This is a genomic window from Paraburkholderia saeva (genome assembly GCF_907164555.1).
Classification (GTDB): domain Bacteria; phylum Pseudomonadota; class Gammaproteobacteria; order Burkholderiales; family Burkholderiaceae; genus Paraburkholderia; species Paraburkholderia saeva.
This window is the reverse complement of sequence record NZ_CAJQZC010000008.1, coordinates 237,724-254,696: the sequence shown is the minus strand read 5'-3', so window position 1 is coordinate 254,696 and position 16,973 is coordinate 237,724. Positions and strand designations below refer to the sequence as shown.

15 protein-coding genes and 3 pseudogenes are annotated in these 16,973 nt (G+C 61.9%); 10 read left to right on the top strand and 8 right to left on the bottom strand.

Annotated features, from left to right (window positions below; genetic code table 11):
• Positions 1 to 3 precede the first annotated feature (3 nt).
• Entirely contained in the window at positions 4 to 354 is a 351-nt protein-coding gene (locus LPA36_RS21230) for a BON domain-containing protein (RefSeq protein ID WP_228881033.1), read from the bottom strand.
• Between the two features lie 37 nt (positions 355 to 391).
• Positions 392 to 1,438, bottom strand: coding sequence for a porin (locus LPA36_RS21225; protein ID WP_456095333.1), 1,047 nt, complete (start codon positions 1,436 to 1,438; stop codon positions 392 to 394).
• Positions 1,439 to 1,670: 232 nt separating this feature from the next.
• Between LPA36_RS21225 and LPA36_RS21220 the strand changes: the two genes are divergently transcribed.
• Complete coding sequence (locus LPA36_RS21220; protein ID WP_228881029.1) at positions 1,671 to 2,444, top strand: GntR family transcriptional regulator; 774 nt, start codon at positions 1,671 to 1,673, stop codon at positions 2,442 to 2,444.
• Positions 2,445 to 2,528: 84 nt separating this feature from the next.
• On the opposite strand, the pseudogene LPA36_RS21215 reads toward LPA36_RS21220, so the two are convergent.
• Positions 2,529 to 3,431 (bottom strand): annotated as a pseudogene (locus LPA36_RS21215) (LysR family transcriptional regulator).
• Between the two features lie 150 nt (positions 3,432 to 3,581).
• Here LPA36_RS21215 and LPA36_RS21210 point away from each other — a divergent pair.
• Both LPA36_RS21210 and LPA36_RS21205 read left to right on the top strand, forming a co-directional pair.
• Positions 3,582 to 4,469, top strand: a complete 888-nt coding sequence (locus LPA36_RS21210) for a pirin family protein (protein ID WP_228881025.1) — start codon at positions 3,582 to 3,584, stop codon at positions 4,467 to 4,469.
• 250 nt (positions 4,470 to 4,719) lie between these two features.
• On the top strand, positions 4,720 to 5,358 hold the full coding sequence (locus LPA36_RS21205; RefSeq protein WP_228881023.1) for a hydrolase: 639 nt from the start codon (positions 4,720 to 4,722) through the stop codon (positions 5,356 to 5,358).
• An 81-nt stretch (positions 5,359 to 5,439) separates the two neighbouring features.
• Here LPA36_RS21205 and LPA36_RS21200 read toward each other — a convergent pair.
• A pseudogene (locus tag LPA36_RS21200) lies at positions 5,440 to 5,649 on the bottom strand (porin); the annotation flags it as partial.
• A 227-nt stretch (positions 5,650 to 5,876) separates the two neighbouring features.
• Between LPA36_RS21200 and LPA36_RS21195 the strand changes: the two are divergent.
• Positions 5,877 to 7,451 (top strand): FAD-dependent oxidoreductase, encoded by a 1,575-nt coding sequence (locus tag LPA36_RS21195; protein WP_228881021.1) that lies wholly within the window; start codon positions 5,877 to 5,879, stop codon positions 7,449 to 7,451.
• Between the two features lie 26 nt (positions 7,452 to 7,477).
• On the opposite strand, the pseudogene LPA36_RS21190 reads toward LPA36_RS21195, so the two are convergent.
• The 4 genes and pseudogenes from LPA36_RS21190 to LPA36_RS21175 form a co-directional block, all read right to left on the bottom strand.
• Positions 7,478 to 7,825, bottom strand: a pseudogene (locus tag LPA36_RS21190) (uracil-DNA glycosylase family protein); the annotation flags it as partial.
• A gap of 58 nt (positions 7,826 to 7,883) precedes the next feature.
• Positions 7,884 to 8,036 (bottom strand): DUF6496 domain-containing protein, encoded by a 153-nt coding sequence (locus LPA36_RS21185; protein WP_228881016.1) that lies wholly within the window; start codon positions 8,034 to 8,036, stop codon positions 7,884 to 7,886.
• Positions 8,037 to 8,129: 93 nt separating this feature from the next.
• Positions 8,130 to 8,390 carry a DUF6723 family protein gene (locus LPA36_RS21180; protein WP_228881013.1) on the bottom strand — a complete coding sequence of 87 codons (261 nt, stop codon included), beginning with the start codon at positions 8,388 to 8,390 and terminating at the stop codon, positions 8,130 to 8,132.
• Between the two features lie 77 nt (positions 8,391 to 8,467).
• On the bottom strand, positions 8,468 to 8,986 hold the full coding sequence (locus LPA36_RS21175) for a low affinity iron permease family protein (RefSeq protein WP_228881010.1): 519 nt from the start codon (positions 8,984 to 8,986) through the stop codon (positions 8,468 to 8,470).
• A gap of 189 nt (positions 8,987 to 9,175) precedes the next feature.
• Between LPA36_RS21175 and LPA36_RS21170 the strand changes: the two genes are divergently transcribed.
• The 6 genes from LPA36_RS21170 to prpF all read left to right on the top strand — a co-directional run bounded on the left by LPA36_RS21170 (position 9,176) and on the right by prpF (position 16,938).
• A complete protein-coding gene (locus LPA36_RS21170) occupies positions 9,176 to 9,781 on the top strand; it encodes a ParB/Srx family N-terminal domain-containing protein (protein ID WP_228881009.1) in 606 nt (201 codons plus the stop codon).
• Positions 9,782 to 9,831: 50 nt separating this feature from the next.
• A complete protein-coding gene (locus LPA36_RS21165) occupies positions 9,832 to 10,335 on the top strand; it encodes a DUF421 domain-containing protein (RefSeq protein WP_228881007.1) in 504 nt (167 codons plus the stop codon).
• Between the two features lie 245 nt (positions 10,336 to 10,580).
• The gene (prpB, locus tag LPA36_RS21160) at positions 10,581 to 11,474 is read left to right on the top strand and encodes a methylisocitrate lyase (protein WP_228881006.1); all 894 of its coding nucleotides are present in this window, start codon (positions 10,581 to 10,583) and stop codon (positions 11,472 to 11,474) included.
• A gap of 23 nt (positions 11,475 to 11,497) precedes the next feature.
• The gene (gene prpC, locus LPA36_RS21155) at positions 11,498 to 12,667 is read left to right on the top strand and encodes a bifunctional 2-methylcitrate synthase/citrate synthase (RefSeq protein WP_228881004.1); all 1,170 of its coding nucleotides are present in this window, start codon (positions 11,498 to 11,500) and stop codon (positions 12,665 to 12,667) included.
• A 399-nt stretch (positions 12,668 to 13,066) separates the two neighbouring features.
• Positions 13,067 to 15,664, top strand: coding sequence for a Fe/S-dependent 2-methylisocitrate dehydratase AcnD (acnD, locus tag LPA36_RS21150; protein WP_228881002.1), 2,598 nt, complete (start codon positions 13,067 to 13,069; stop codon positions 15,662 to 15,664).
• A gap of 77 nt (positions 15,665 to 15,741) precedes the next feature.
• Entirely contained in the window at positions 15,742 to 16,938 is a 1,197-nt protein-coding gene (prpF, locus tag LPA36_RS21145; protein ID WP_228881000.1) for a 2-methylaconitate cis-trans isomerase PrpF, read from the top strand.
• Positions 16,939 to 16,973: the final 35 nt, after the last annotated feature.

The window sequence follows — 16,973 nt, the reverse complement described above, 5'->3', positions numbered from 1 at the left end:
GGCTCACTGCCCGGCCGACTGCACGGTGAGCCGGTTCACCACCGCGTGTACACCTGCCACGCCCTCCACCACCTGCACGACGCGCGGAATCTGCTCGCCCGAGGGCACTGAACCGGCGAGCGTGACCGTCCCGCTCTTCGCCCGCACGAAGACGCGGCTCGCGTCGAGATCGCGCGCCTTTGCCAGCGTGCGCTGGACGCTCTTCGCCAGCATGTGGTCCGCGCGCGAAAGCGCATGCGCATCGCCTGGCGCGCCCGGCGCGACGGGCGCCGAGACCGGCTGCGCGTTTGCGCGAGGCCACGGCACTGTCGCAGCGGCCACGGCCAGCAGCATCAGGCGTCCACGAAAGTTCATCGGGTTCTCTCCTGCCTGCAACGCAGGCACCGGGGTTTCAGAAATAGTGAACGACGCCGAAATACGTCCCTTGCTGGCTGTGTCCACGCTCGGGCGGCGCATCGCTCACCTCGACTGGAAATGCCGCCTTGCCGCCGTTGAACATGCTGCCGACAGTTGCGTAAAGACCGGTCCGCTTCGACAGGAAGTAGTCGGCGCCGATCACGCCCAACGTGCCGCTGCCGCCGCCATGATTCACGTTCGCGTGATAGACGGCCGCGATCAGCTGCAGCGCGGCATCCACCTGATAATTGATGCCGAGCCACTCCATCTGGTTGCGCGTGGAGGCGGTGGGATTGGTTGCATCGGCGACGGTGTCTTCGCCCGACGATGCAATCAGGCTATACCCCGCATAGAATTTCGCGCTGCCGATCTTGTAGCTGCCGCCAATCAGATACTCACGCGAAGCGCCGTAGAGACTCGACAGTTTCCCGTTCGCATCCCGCAGGTCCTCGTACAGCGCGCGAAAGTCCAGCGCGCCGTTCGTATAGCTCACGCTGCCGCTCAACTGGTGATTCGCGCGGAAGTTGCCGGCTTCGTTGCCGAGCGCCGTCTGAAGACGGAACGCGAATCCACCGAACTTCGCCGAGTTGAACGTGATCGCGTTCGACCGCGGTCCCCAGTTGCGGCCGTAGACGAGCGTTTCGAGGCCCATCGCCTGCATCCCCGTCGGATCGATCGCCCAGCCTTCGCCATCCGTAAGACTCATCGCGCGGCCGAGGAGAATCGTTCCCCAGCTGCTGCCCGACAGACCGGCTACCGCGTACCGGTTGAACAGCCCGTCCGACACGCCGGTGCCGGACGTGAACATGTTTTCGAGGTTGAACACGGCATGCAGGCCTCCGCCTAGATCCTCGTCGCCTTTCAGGCCCCACATGCTGATACCCCACTGGTTACTGCCAAAGCGCAGCGCGTCGTTCGACTGCCCGTTTGCCGCCGCCACGTGGTTGACATAGTCGAGGCCGGCCACCACCCGCCCGTACAGCGTGACGGACTGCGCGTGCGCCCCGCTGAACGAGAACCCCATGGCCGCCGCCATCAACATCCTCTTCGACGCAATCAATTCGATCTCCAGTGTTCCTGCCGTGTAATGAATCCCGCCTGCCGCCTCTACATGCCAGCCTGATTTCGACCGGACGCTTGAACCGGACTGTATGATTCATTCAAATGTTCGAACATTCGTGAAAACCCGCGGGCTGTGCTAGGATTCTCTGAAGCGACGCTTTTTGCGTCTTTCGTTTGCCCGTTCACCCGCAACCCTTACCGCTATCGTTGCCATGACCGCTATCCAGGACGACGCCGTCGAAGCCGCCTTCGCGACCACCCAGCCCCGTCACGTCGATCTGGCGCGCGCGCTGATGCAGGACATCCGCAATGGCAAGCCGCCAGTCGGGGCGTTGTTGCCGACCGAAGCGGAGCTGTGCGAGACGTGGAATCTGAGCCGGTACGCGGTTCGCCAGGCGGTGCAGAAGCTGTGCAATCTCGGGATGATCAGCCGCCAGGCGGGCGTCGGTACGCGGGTCATTGCGGACCGCCCGCAGACGCGCTATGTGCAGTCGATGGATACGCTCAGCGATCTCGTGCGTTATGCGCAAGGCACGACGCTTCAGGTGTCCGCGCGCAAGACCATCCAGGCCGACGAGGCCCACGCTGCGTTGCTACAGGGCTCGCCTGGCGCGAAGTGGCTGCATATCGCCGGCGTGCGTCACGGGGGCGACGCTGCAATCGAGCCGATCGCGCTTGTCGACATCTATGTCGACAAGGCCTACAGCCAGCTTCCGGGGCTTGCAAAGACGCTCGATACGCCGGTGTACACGATGGTCGAAGAGCAGTACGGCATCAGGATGACGCGGGTCGAGCAGGAAGTTCAGGGGTGGCTGATCGAAGGGGAACAGGCGCGGACGTTGCAGGTGAAGTCCGGGTCCGCGGGGCTGCGCATCATCCGGACTTACTTCGTCCGCGACAAGGCGATCGTGGTCACGACCGGCATCCACCCGGCCAGCCGCTTCAGCTATTCAACGACGTTTCAGCTGACGCAGACAGCCGGATAGCGGTGAATGCGCCGGGCGCACGCCCACGCAAACCGCACGGTGCGTCACCGTGCCGTTTCGCTGCATCGCCACAGCCCGGCGGCCTCAGGTCTCTTCGATCTGGGCGAATCGCGCCGCCAGGAAGTCGATCAGTTTTCGCACCGAGGGCAGCAGGCCACGCCTTGAAGGGAATACCGCGTGAATAATGCCGCTTTTAGGTAACCACGCGGGAATGACCTTGACGAGCGCGCCGCTCGCCAGTTCGTCGCACACCATCATCAGCGGTAACTGAACGACGCCTGCACCCGCCACCGCCGCCTGTCTCAGGGCGATCATGTCATCGGTAATGAAGCGGGGCGTGTGGCGCACCGCCGCCGAGCCTGCAGGACCTTCGAGCTGCCATACGTGCTCTCCATACGGCGGACCGAAATCCAGACTCGGCAGCACAGCCAGATCGGCCGGCGCGGAAGGCACGCCGTACTGATCCAGCAACGCCGGGCTCACCACCAGACATCAGCTGCGCGCGCCCAGCACCTTCATCACGAGATCGCTGTCCTTCAGGGGTGGCGGTCGCACCCGTATTGCGACGTCGATACCCTCGCCGATCACGTCGACCGTGCGATTCGTCGCTTCGAGATGCACCGTGACACGCGGTGTTTGCGCCATGAAATCCGCCAGCATGGCGCCCACGCGCGCGTGCAGCAACGCCACCGGACAGGTCAGCCGGACAATGCCCTGTGGTTCGGAACGGTTGAGTTCGATTGCCTGTTGCGCCGCTTCCGCCTCGACCAGCATGGCCTTGCAATGCGTGTAGTAGCTCTGGCCAATTTCGGTGACGGTGAAACGCCGCGTCGAACGCTGAATGAGCCGCACGCCCAGGTGTTCCTCGAGCAGGGCAATTCGCCTGCTCAGGGTGGACTTCGGCATGCCGAGCGCCCGCCCGGCCGGCGCAAACCCCTGATATTCGACGACCTGCGCAAAGAAGTAGAGATCGTTGAGATCCTGCATCGGGTGCGTCCAGCGTTCCATTTATGAGACTCAGAGGATAACCCACGCCCCCTACCGGATGACGCGTGAGGCGCCTATCTTGTTGTCATGCAAACGAGGTCGAACCGGCCTTATGCAGCAAACAGGAATGTGGAATCAGGAAACGACACCATGAAGAGGATTCTCGGCTTGTACAGCAATACCGGCTCGCACTGGGTCGGCGACGGCTTTCCGGTGCGCACGCTGTTTTCGGACAACTCGGTGGGAAGGCATCTGAGCCCGTTCCTGATGCTCGACTACGCGGGACCCGCGCACTTCAAGCCGACCGCGCAGAAACGCGGCGTCGGCCAGCATCCGCACAGGGGCTTCGAAACCGTGACGATCGTGTATGACGGCGAACTCGAACATCGCGATTCTTCCGGCGGAGGCGGCCGCATCGGTCCCGGCGATGTGCAGTGGATGACGGCCGGCTCCGGCATCCTGCACGAGGAGTTCCATTCCGCCGCATTCGCAAAAAACGGCGGCACGCTGGAAATGGTGCAACTGTGGGTGAACCTGCCAGCAAAGGACAAGATGACGCCCCCGCGCTATCAGACTGTGCTTTCGGGTGAAATCCCGACGGTTGCACTGCCGGACGACGCCGGCCGCGTACGGGTGATCGCCGGAAATTACGAAGGGCACATCGGGCCGGCATCGACGTTCACCCCGATGGACGTGTGGGACGTGCGGCTGAACACGGGCCGCGTGACCCGCTTCACACTGCCCGCGGGCAGGTCAGTGGCACTTGTCGTCCTGCACGGGCAGGTGCGGATCAACGACGAAGAGACAGTCGGCGAGGCGCAACTGGCGCTGCTGGGACGCGAAGGGACAGAGGTGCAACTCGAGGCGACTGGCGACGCGACGGTGCTCCTCCTGAGCGGCGAGCCGATTGATGAACCGGTTGTCGCATACGGACCGTTTGTCATGAACACGACGGAGGAAATCCGTCAGGCGGTCGACGACTTCAACAGCGGCCGCTTCGGGAAGATGACGGCGGCCAGTGCGTTGCAGGACGCATGAACCTGTCGAAGTCATTAGCCGGAAAACGCATCGCCAGCCTCGAACGCGAGACCGGTGATGCGACTGCTGTACGCCTGTTCGATGCATAGGGCTCACGCCGGATGCGTCTACGCACCTATGGTGGTAGAGCCGAACGCGTGCTTCTGGCATCGAACAGATGTGGATGCAACAAGCCGTTTAGCGAAAGTCTCTCAAGCAGCACCCAAGGACTTTCGCAACGCCGCACTCAACATGAAGTGGAGAATCAGACATGGCTAGCGACCCGGTTCGCGATCCCGCAAGCGATCATCTTTTAACCCCGCAAAACGCGGCCTTTATCGTCATCGACTATCAGCCCGTTCAGGTCAATTCGATTGCATCGATGGACCGCCAGTTGCTGATCAACAACATCGTGGGTGCATCGAAGGCCGCGGTGGCCTATGGGCTGCCGATCGTGCATTCGACAGTCAACGTGAAGACCGGCCTGAACAAACCGCCGATTCCCCAACTTCGCGCGGTGTTGAACGACTTTCCGTCGTACGACCGGACGACGATCAACTCCTGGGAGGACGTTGAATTTCGCGCGGCGGTGAAGGCGACCGGCCGCAAGAAGCTGATCATGACCGCGTTGTGGACGGAGGCGTGCCTGACCTTCCCCGCACTGGACGCGCTGAAGGAAGGCTACGAGGTGTACGTCGTGGTTGACGCCGTCGGTGGGACATCGCTCGCTGCTCACGACGCTGCGCTGCGCCGCATCGAGCAGGCAGGCGGGAAGATGATCAGCGTTGCGCAGCTCTTCTGCGAACTGCAGCGGGACTGGTCGCGCAGCGAAACGGTGCCGGCCTTTATCGATCTCTTTGTCGAAACAGGCGGCACGGCGGGAATCCAGTTCTCATACGACCGTAGCTGAACATCCGGCACGACCCGCCCATTCCGTTCGCTTCGCGATTGGGCGGGCCGCGAAGCTTTTCCCCGGGCGCGATTGTGCGACGAAGGGATGCGTAAAGCCCGTGTCGCCGAGTGTTCCAGCTACGCCTGTCAGTGGCGCGACGAAGTCGGTGAGAAAGTCGTACTGACGGCCAGGCGACAACGTGCCGAACTGCTCACCGCTCAAGTCCACGTACGCCTGCCTTCCAAAGAACCGGCCATCCTGTCCCGGCTTTCCGTTCTGGATATTGAGTCCGTTCTCAAGAACGAAGATCAGTGTCGTGCACTGCAGGGCGCCGGCAAAGGTAACCGGGGTAAAGAGCGTTTTCGTGTCTGTTCAAAAGTTTCGGCATCCACAGCAGCCAGCCTGCAGGCAAAACACATCAGCTTGAAAAAAGTCCATTGCGGCCCTCAAATCACACGCCCTGGAGCCGCGGAATCAACCGGGATTCGACGAGGCACGCTTCATGCGGAGCACTGACATAGTCACCGGAGAATGCAATGTCCCCAGCCATTCATCAGGTTGCGCGCGTGGAAGACCTGCCCACCGGGCGCGGCACACGGGTATGCGTCAGGCACGACGGAAAAGAAGTCCCGCTTCTGCTGGTGCGCGACGGCGATACGGTGCGCGCATGGTCTGCCGACTGCCCGCACGCGGGTGCGCCGCTCGAAGAAGGAACGATCTGCAACGGACGGCTCGTTTGCCCCTGGCACAAGGGAACGTTCGACCTGAACGATGGCAGCATCGTCGAACCGCCACCGCTCAAGCCGCTTACGCGCTATGCGGCGACGGTGCGGGATGGAAACGTATTCGTCTCGCTCGAAACAGAAGAAGACGCACGCACGCAACGAATCAAGAACGGTTCGACCAGCAGGACGGTGCTGATTGCCGGTGCGGGCGCGGCGGGCGCGGCTGCGAGCGCAGCGCTGCGGGAAGCGGGTTTCGAAGGACGGATCGTGCTTGCGGGCGGCGACGCACGCGAGCCTTACGACCGTACGTCGCTTTCCAAGTTTGTCGTTGCGGGCGACATGCCTGTAGACGACGTGCCGCCGCTTCTCGACCCTGATTTTTTTGCCACGCAAAAGATCGAGCGCATCGAATCGCGTGTGGCACGACTCGATGCAAATGCGAAGCGCGCAGAACTCGACGACGGCACAGCAATCGATTACGACGCCGCGCTGGTGTGCACCGGCGGCACGCCGAAGCCGCCCGATATTCCTGGAACGAACCTGACACATGTGCACCTGCTGCGCAATCGCGACGATGCGCGCGCCATTCTTGCATCGCTCGATGATGCCGGCGCGCAAGGCGCGGCGAAGCGCGTCGTCATCGCTGGCGCGAGCTTTATCGGTCTTGAAGTTGCGGGCGGTTTGCGCAAGCGAAATATCGACGTACACGTTATCTGCCCGGCAGACGTCCCGTTCGCAAAGCAGTTCGGCGTGCGCATCGGCGAGAGGATCAAACGTCTGCATGAAGAAAATGGCGTGATATTTCATACTCGCGCACGTGTTAGCGCACTGAGGGGCGACCGTGCAGTGCGCGAAGTCGTGTTCGACACAGGCGAACACCTTCCCGCCGACGTCGTCATTGCGGCGACAGGCGTCACGCCCGCAACTTCGTTTCTCTCGGGCATCCAGCTGAACGACGACCGCAGCGTCACCGTCGATGCAGGCATGATGGCCGCGCCGGGTCTTTATGCGGCGGGCGATGTTGCGCGCTTTCCGTTGCCGCGCTCGCAGGCGCATGTGCGCATCGAGCACTGGCGCGTCGCACAGCAACTCGCGCGGGTCGCCGCCATGAACATTGCGGGTGAGCCGTGCGAGTACGTCGGCGTGCCCTACTTCTGGACATGGCACTACGAAAAAACCATCGATTACCTCGGCCACGTCGATGACCCGGATAGCGTCGAAATCGACGGCGATCTCGATGCGTTGAATTTCATCGCGTACCTCGTGAAGGATGGCGAGGTACGTGCGATCGTTGCGTGCGAGCGGGGGGACGCCACCGGCAGGCTTTCGGAAGCCATGCGCGAGCCGCTTACGCTCGAGGAGGCGCGCCGCATCGCTGAGGCGTGAGAAAGGTCACGAGACCGCGCGCGGAATCAGCCGGACTTTTTGCGGGAATGCCGCAGTTCGTTCGCAGTATGGAACGCCGCGACAATCGCGGCGTAGACCGCGCGACGCGTGTCAGGATCCGGTGCGCGCAAGGCAAAAGACGGATGCCACGTCGCAACAACCAGGTACTCGCCGTGCTCGATTGTTTTGCCAGGCGCATCCTGCAGGCGGACATGCGAATCACCGGGCACCGCTTTTAGCGCAGTCGCGCCCAATGAAACAATGACGCGCGCCCCCAGGGTGTGCAGCTCCTTTGCGAGCCAGTATTCACATGCGTCGATTTCGCGCTGAGCCGGTGTCTTGTGAATGCGGCGCTTGCCGCGCGGTGTCCACTTGATCGGCCATGATGGCTCAGCGCTTTCATCGTTCTCTCCGCCCACGAAGCGCAATCCGTTACTTGTCGCTCTTCTTTGGAATTTTCGCACCCGATTTGCGCGCCTGATTGAGCGCAATCGCTACAGCCTGTTTGTGCGGCTTCCCGTGCTTTGTTTCGGTTTTGATATTCCGCGACACCGTTTCCTTCGACGTTCCTCTCTTTAGCGGCATGATGCTCTCCTGTCGATGAAAGAATCCTGAACAGGTAGCCACATGGAAATGCGACTGCCCGAATGAACGGCAGCATACGGCGTGCCCGATTCACTATGGCTCGGGAGTGGAGATATCGTCTGCGATCAGTTTCTCGCCGTATTCTCTGGCAGCGTTGATGGCCTCATCCTTGGATTGAAACGGACCCAGTTCGGGTGCGCCATCAAACGGGAAAATGACGCGCCGGTCACGCCTGCGTACGACCCGCAAAACCCCGAAGTAACGCTCGTATCCCATGGTCCTGGAGAGCACGGATACCTCGTAATCTTCTCGAGACTTTGCAGGCGCGCCCTGGTTTTTTGCGGATTTGTTCATGGCCAGTCATTCGCGTTGCTGTCGTGGCGGCAAACCGTCTGGAACGTGGGCCTCCTGAAAGGCGCGGCGGAAGTCCCTCACTCTTGCGCGTGTGCTGGCTGCCCGTCGCGCTGTTTGAGTTCTTCCTGCATAGGGGCACAGTCGGTCTCCGCCGTTTTCGTTGAAAGCCTGAGATACGCTGCAGCCAGTCGCCGCAGTTCCTCTTCGGACGCGTCCTCAATGCCGATGAGCTGGTTGCTCGCGGCGCGGTGCGAAGACAACAACTCGTTCAGTTTGAGATGCAGCGCGACGCTGTCCTTGTTCTGACTCTGTTGAATCAGAAAGACCATCAGGAACGTTACGATCGTCGTACCGGTATTGATAACCAGCTGCCAGCCATCCGAGTAGTGAAAAATCGGGCCCGTGATGACCCACGCGGCAATCGTGAACACAGCCATGCAGAAGGCGGCTGGCGAACCCGCCCACCGCGTGACGAGGCTCGCGAACCGGTCGAACGCCCGCGTCAATGGGTGTCGGGTGGCGTATGCCGGACTCGATGTGTCTGGAACGGTGGCGAGTTCATCCGTTGGCGAGGGCGCCGCTGTCTGCGTTTCCATGTCCGCTTCCCCGAATCGATAGTGCATGGGTGGCAGCAACTTGCATACCCGCCCTGGCGCCCCGTCGCGTTGGCCGGGTGAGCCCGGGCCACGAAAGCCGCGGGCACACTTGCTGCTGGGTGTGATCACCATCGGATAACGCCGCGCTCATCCTGCGGAGGCGGCGCGTCGCTCGACAAGGGAGGAGCGTTGAAAACCATAACCATCAAAAGCCTGCGTCCCACCCAGCTGACGCACGGTCTGCGTGAAATACGTCAGAAGACCCGCTTCTATCAGTCGCTGACGGGTCATGAACTCAAGATGGCGATTGCGGAAAAGCCTGTTCCGGTCGTGCTGGGCCCCCACGGCTCGCCATTTGCCATTGATCATCATCACGTCGCAACGGCCTTGTGGCATGCAGGGATAAAGACCGTGCCTGTCGTGCTGGTTGCCGATCTGTCATCGCTGTCGTACCCGGCGTTCTGGTTGACGATGGAGAACCGTCGCTGGACGTGGCCTTACGACACGAAAGGTCAGCGCAGAAATTTCGCCGACATGCCCAGCCACATATGGGATCTCGCCGACGATGAATATCGAAGCCTCGCGGCCTCCGTACGCGACGCAGGCGGCTACGAAAAAACCACCGTGCCCCTCGAAGAGTTCAGGTGGGCGGATTTCTTTCGCACCTATCTGCCGTATCCAGGAACCGACAAGGAATTTGCTTTGGTAAAGCGACAGGCGCTCAAGCTGGCAAAAGGGGCAGCGGCTGCGGGGTTGCCTGGTTACGTCGGTAAAGCACGTTCCAGAGAAAGGTAAAGCCGCCCCTTTTCAGCAGGTCCGCATTCACCGGCCATGAGGAGGCAAACATGCAAGCGCTCATCGCACTGTTCGGCGAGGGCAAGGACCTCACTTCGTTCCAGATGGCGATGCGCGCGGCCGCGACGTTCGTTGCCGCGCTCGTCCTTATCCGCATATCCGGGCGCCGCTCGTTCGGACAACGCTCTCCGTTCGATTACGTCGTTGCGATCCTCCTCGGCGCGACGCTGAGCCGCGCCATTGTTGGCGCGTCGCCCGCTCTCCCGACCTTTGTGGCGTCGCTGGTCATCGTCGTGATACATCGCGCGCTCGCGTGGGCATGTGTGCGCTCGCGAGCGCTCGAATCGCTCGTCGGAGGCGTTGAGCGAGAGGTCTACCGCGATGGAAAATTCGACGAACGCGAAATGCTGGCCGCGCTCATTACGCGCACCGACGTGCTTGAGACAGTTCGACAGCAGCTCGGCACGGATGCTTTAGACCGCGTCCACAGCGCGATTCTTGAACGGAACGGCGAGATCAGTATTATCCGCACGGCCAAAACCCCGCGACCTTGAGCGATTGCCTGACGCAAACACGCCGACGTGCACAGTCTGGCTCGGCGAGGCCCGTACAGATCAGTCCGTCACGTGTCGATCATTTCATCTGGCGCCAATTTCCAATGCGAAATTGCACATTTCATATTTGAAATGGGACGCGACGCACCCAAAAACACAACTCTGTTAAAAATCAAAGACTTAAAATAATTTATCGCGCTGGCCCGAACCTTGCTTCTAAGAGTCCGATTTCAATCGGAGCAAGCATGAACACAGTCAGACGACCCCACAGTGCCGGCGCGGCTTTCCGCACGGCTGTCGCAGAAGGTCAACCGTTGCAGGTCGTTGGCGCAATCACGGCCTACGCCGCGAAGATGGCGCAGGCCGTCGGCTTCAAGGCCGTCTATCTTTCGGGTGGCGGTGTCGCCGCCAACTCGCTGGGCGTCCCCGACCTCGGCATCAGCACGATGGACGACGTGCTGACCGACGCACGCCGCATTACGGATGCAACCGACCTGCCGCTGCTCGTCGATATCGACACCGGCTGGGGCGGCGCCTTCAATATCGGTCGCACGGTCCGTTCGTTCATCAAGGCAGGCGTGGCTGCTGTCCACCTGGAAGACCAGGTGGGCCAGAAGCGCTGCGGACATCGCCCGGGCAAGGAAGTCGTATCCATCGAGGAAATGGTCGACCGCGTCAAGGCAGCAGTCGACGCGCGTACCGATGACCAGTTCGTCATCATGGCGCGTACCGACGCCGCCGCCGCCGAAGGCATCGACTCCGCCATCGAGCGCGCCGTTGCGTACGTCGAAGCGGGTGCGGACATGATTTTCCCCGAAGCGATGAAGACGCTCGACGACTACCGTCGCTTCAAGGCAGCCGTGAAGGTGCCCATCCTCGCGAACCTGACTGAATTCGGCTCGACGCCGTTTTTCACCACGAGCGAGCTGCGCGACGCGAACGTCGACATCGCACTCTATTGCTGCGGCGCCTATCGCGCGATGAACGCAGCGGCCCTGAACTTTTACGAAACGACGATGCGCGACGGCACGCAGAAAGCGGCCGTGCCGACGATGCAGACACGCGCGGACCTCTATCAATACCTTGGCTATCACGCGTACGAAGACAAGCTCGACGCGCTGTTCGCCGCGAAGAAATAATCCTTGAAGCTGGAGAAGACAACATGAGTGAAGCAGACAACAGCACACCGGTAACCGGTGCTTTCAAGCCGAAGAAATCCGTCGCGCTTTCGGGCGTGACGGCCGGTAACACGGCACTGTGCACGGTCGGCAAGACCGGCAATGACCTGCACTACCGTGGCTACGACATTCTCGATCTGGCAGGCGCCTGCGAGTTCGAAGAAATCGCCCACCTGCTCGTGCACGAAAAGCTGCCGACGCAGGCTGAACTGGCTGCCTACAAGACGAAGCTCAAGGCGTTGCGCGGTCTGCCCGCGAACGTGAAAGCGGCGCTCGAATGGATTCCGGCTTCGGCGCACCCGATGGACGTGATGCGCACCGGCGTCTCCGTGCTCGGCACCGTGCTACCCGAGAAGGACGACCACAACCTGCCGGGCGCGCGCGATATCGCCGACAAGCTGATGGCGTCACTGGGTTCGATGCTGCTCTACTGGTATCACTACTCGCACAATGGCAAGCGCATCGAAGTGGAAACCGACGACGATTCGATCGGCGGTCACTTCCTGCATCTGCTGCATGGCGTCACGCCGTCGAAGTCGTGGGTTGATGCGATGCACGTCTCGCTGAACCTGTACGCCGAGCACGAATTCAATGCTTCCACTTTTACGGGGCGCGTGATAGCAGGCACGGGTTCCGATTTTTATTCGGCCATCACCGGCGCGATCGGCGCGCTGCGCGGCCCGAAGCACGGCGGCGCGAACGAAGTTGCGTTCGAAATCCAGTCGCGCTACCAGTCTCCCGATGAAGCCGAAGCGGACATTCGTCGCCGTGTCGACAACAAGGAAGTCGTGATCGGTTTCGGCCATCCGGTGTACACGATCTCGGACCCGCGCAACAAGGTCATCAAGGAAGTCGCGAAGAACCTGTCGAAAGAAGCGGAAAACATGAAGCTCTTCAGCATCGCCGAGCGGCTCGAAGCCGTGATGGCCGACGCGAAGAAAATGTTCCCGAATCTCGACTGGTTCAGCGCCGTGTCGTATCACATGATGGGTGTGCCGACGGCGATGTTCACGCCGCTGTTCGTGATCTCGCGAACCGCAGGCTGGGCCGCGCACATCATCGAGCAGCGCGTCGACAACAAGATCATCCGACCCAGCGCGAACTACACGGGCCCGGACAATCTTCCGTTTGTGCCGCTCGCGAAACGTAGCTGAGTGAGCGAGGTTTCTCCTCCGTCGTGAGCGAAGAGAGCGCCGCGATGTAGTCTTGGCCTTGGCTCCGGTACCCCGTGCCAAGGCCGTTTTTTATATCACCCAGGGCCATTGCGCTCCTTGCGGAGCGGCGATGGCCCTGGTTTCCGATCCTGGACGCGGGTCGAAACGCGGCTTCTGAACTGCGGAGTCGCGATCGGCATCTGTAACTGTCGTTTCGTATAGCATTCCTGGGGGTAGACTCGAAGAACTTTCACCGGCATGCGCCGGGCCGACACGCCTGGAACGCCGGAAAAGCGAAGGTCTGCACCTGACGTGAAGCTTGACCAAGGCAAAGCGGAACGCGCCATCGAATCTGGCAGCGAACCGCCGCTGTCCACTATCGTTTTTGTCCCCAATATCATGAACACTGCGAACCGAAAACCTCTACCCGGCACCCAGCTTGATTTCTTCGACACGCGTGCCGCCGTGGAGGCAATCAGGCCGGGCGCCTACGCGACGCTGCCGTACACGTCGCGTGTGCTGGCTGAAAACCTCGTGCGCCGTTGCGACCCCGCCAAACTGAATGCTTCGCTCGAACAGATCATCGAACGCAAGCGCGAACTGGATTTCCCCTGGTTTCCGGCACGTGTCGTGTGTCATGACATTCTGGGTCAAACGGCACTCGTCGACCTCGCGGGCCTGCGCGACGCCATCGCGGATCAGGGCGGCGACCCGGCCAAGGTGAACCCGGTCGTGCCCGTCCAGTTGATCGTCGATCACTCGCTCGCCGTCGAATGCGGCGGCTTCGATCCCGATGCCTTCACGAAGAACCGCGCCATTGAAGACCGTCGCAACGAAGACCGTTTCGACTTCATCAACTGGACCAAGAAGGCGTTCAAGAACGTCGACGTGATTCCGCCAGGCAACGGCATCATGCATCAGATCAATCTGGAGCGGATGTCACCGGTTATTCATGCCGTGGATGGCATCGCCTACCCCGACACACTGGTAGGCACCGACAGCCACACGCCGCACGTCGACGCGCTCGGTGTGATCGCCATTGGCGTGGGCGGCCTCGAGGCCGAGAACGTGATGCTTGGACGCGCATCGTGGATGCGTCTGCCCGATATCGTCGGCGTGGAGCTGTCCGGCAAGGCGCAGCCTGGTATCACGGCCACCGACGTCGTGCTCGCCCTGACCGAGTTCCTGCGCAAGGAAAAGGTCGTGGGTGCGTATCTGGAGTTCCGCGGCGAAGGCGCGTCGACCCTGACGCTCGGCGATCGCGCGACGATCTCCAACATGGCGCCGGAATACGGTGCGACAGCCGCGATGTTCTTTATCGACGAACAGACCATCGACTACCTGCGTCTGACGGGCCGCGAAGACGCTCAGGTCGCACTGGTGGAAACCTACGCAAAAACAGCCGGATTGTGGGCGGATTCGCTGAAGGACGCCGAATACGAGCGCGTGCTGCGCTTCGATCTGTCGAGCGTGGTCCGCAACATGGCCGGCCCCTCCAATCCGCACAAGCGCCTGCCGACGTCGGACCTCGTCGAACGCGGCATCGCGGGTAAATGGGAAGAAGTGCCGGGCCAGATGCCGGACGGTGCCGTCATCATCGCCGCGATCACCAGTTGCACCAACACCAGCAACCCGCGCAACGTGATCGCCGCCGCCCTGCTCGCACGCAATGCGAACGCGCGCGGGCTGACGCGCAAGCCGTGGGTCAAGTCGTCGCTTGCGCCGGGCTCGAAGGCGGTGGAACTGTATCTCGAAGATGCGAAGCTGTTGCCCGAACTCGAAAAACTGGGTTTTGGCATCGTCGCGTTTGCCTGCACGACCTGTAACGGCATGTCGGGCGCGCTGGATCCGAAGATCCAGCAGGAAATTATCGACCGCGACCTGTACGCGACCGCCGTCCTTTCGGGCAACCGCAATTTCGATGGCCGCATCCATCCGTACGCAAAGCAGGCGTTCCTCGCTTCGCCGCCGCTCGTGGTTGCCTATGCGATTGCCGGCACGATCCGTTTCGACATCGAACGCGACGTACTCGGCACCGATTCCAGCGGCAAGCCGGTGTACCTGAAGGACATCTGGCCTGACGATGCGGAAATCGACGCCATCGTCGCGCAGAGCGTGAAGCCCGAACAGTTCCGCCGGGTCTACGAGCCGATGTTTGCCATCACTGCACAGAGCGGCGAACAGATCAGCCCGTTGTACGACTGGCGCGAAGAGAGCACGTATATCCGTCGCCCGCCGTATTGGGAAGGCGCACTGGCGGGCGAACGCACGCTCACTGGCATGCGCCCGCTCGCCGTCCTCGGCGACAACATCACGACCGATCACCTGTCGCCGTCGAACGCGATTCTGGCTAACAGCGCAGCCGGCGAATACCTCGCGAAAATGGGCCTGCCGGAAGAAGACTTCAATTCGTACGCGACCCATCGTGGCGACCACCTTACCGCACAGCGGGCAACGTTCGCGAATCCGACGCTCATCAATGAAATGGCGCTCGTCGAAGGTCAGGTGAAGAAGGGGTCGCTCGCGCGTATCGAGCCGGAAGGCAAGGTTGTGCGCATGTGGGAAGCGATCGAGACGTACATGGACCGCAAGCAGCCGCTCATCATCATTGCCGGTGCGGACTACGGCCAGGGTTCGTCGCGCGACTGGGCGGCCAAGGGTGTGCGCCTCGCAGGAGTGGAATCGATCGTTGCGGAAGGCTTCGAGCGCATTCACCGCACGAATCTGATCGGCATGGGCGTGCTGCCGCTGGAATTCAAGCCGGGCACAAACCGTACGACGCTGGGTATCGACGGCACGGAGACCTTCGACGTCATCGGCGAGCGCACGCCGCGCGCCGATCTGACGGTTGTGATTCACCGCCGGAACGGGGAACGCATCGAAGTGCCGGTTACGTGCCGTCTCGACACCGCCGAAGAAGTATCGATCTACGAAGCGGGCGGCGTGTTGCAGCGCTTTGCACAGGACTTCCTCGAATCGTCGAAGGCCGCAGCCTGAAGACCCGGCGACGAGTACGCTAACGCATCACGGGCGGTACGGCGACGTACCGCCCGGTTCTATCAGGATGACATTCCATGGCACACGCGCCTCAAATCAGAATACCCGCGACCTATCTGCGTGGCGGCACCAGCAAAGGTGTGTTCTTCCGTCTGCAGGATCTGCCCGGGGCGGCACAGGTTCCCGGCGCTGCGCGCGACGCATTGCTCATGCGCGTGATCGGCAGCCCCGACCCTTATGGCAAACAGATCGACGGCATGGGCGCCGCGACCTCCAGCACGAGCAAGACGGTTATCGTCAGCAAAAGCAGCAAGCCCGGTCACGACGTCGACTACCTGTTCGGGCAGGTCGCCATTGACGCGGCCTTTGTCGACTGGAGCGGCAACTGCGGCAACCTCTCCGCTGCGGTCGGGCCGTTCGCGATCAGCAGCGGCCTCGTCGATCCGGAGCGCGTGCCGGACAACGGTGTGGCCGTCGTGCGGATCTGGCAAGCCAACATCGGCAAGACCATCATCGCCCACGTACCCATGACGAAGGGAGCGGTGCAGGAGACCGGTGATTTCGAACTCGACGGCGTGACCTTCCCGGCTGCCGAAGTGCAGCTCGAGTTCATGGACCCGGCAGCAGAAGAGGAAGGCGCGGGCGGTGCGATGTTCCCGACCGGCAACCTCGTGGACGACCTGGAAGTGCCGGGTGTCGGCACGCTCAAGGCGACGATGATCAACGCAGGCATTCCGACCATCTTCGTGAATGCTGAAGCAATCGGCTACACAGGTACCGAACTGCAGGACGCCATCAACAGCGACCCGGCAGCGCTTGCGAAGCTCGAAACGATCCGTGCACATGGCGCACTACGCATGGGCCTCATCAAGTCGCTCGACGAGATCACAACCCGGCAGCACACGCCCAAAGTCGCCTTTGTGGCGAAACCGGCCGGCTATGTCGCTTCGAGCGGCAAGCACGTCAACGCGAGCGACGTCGATCTGCTCGTGCGTGCGATGTCGATGGGCAAGCTGCATCACGCCATGATGGGTACGGCCGCGGTTGCAATCGGCACTGCGGCGGCAATCCCGGGCACGCTCGTGAATCTTGCCGCTGGCGGCGGCGAGCGCAATGCCGTGCGCTTCGGTCATCCGTCGGGGACGCTGCGCGTCGGCGCGCAGGCGAGCGAGAGCAACGGCGCATGGACGGTGACGAAGGCCATCATGAGCCGTAGCGCGCGCGTCCTGATGGAAGGCTGGGTACGGGTGCCCGCGGCGGCGTCTGAGGACTGAAGGCAGCCACGCGCGACTCGGGCAGCGATGCTGTC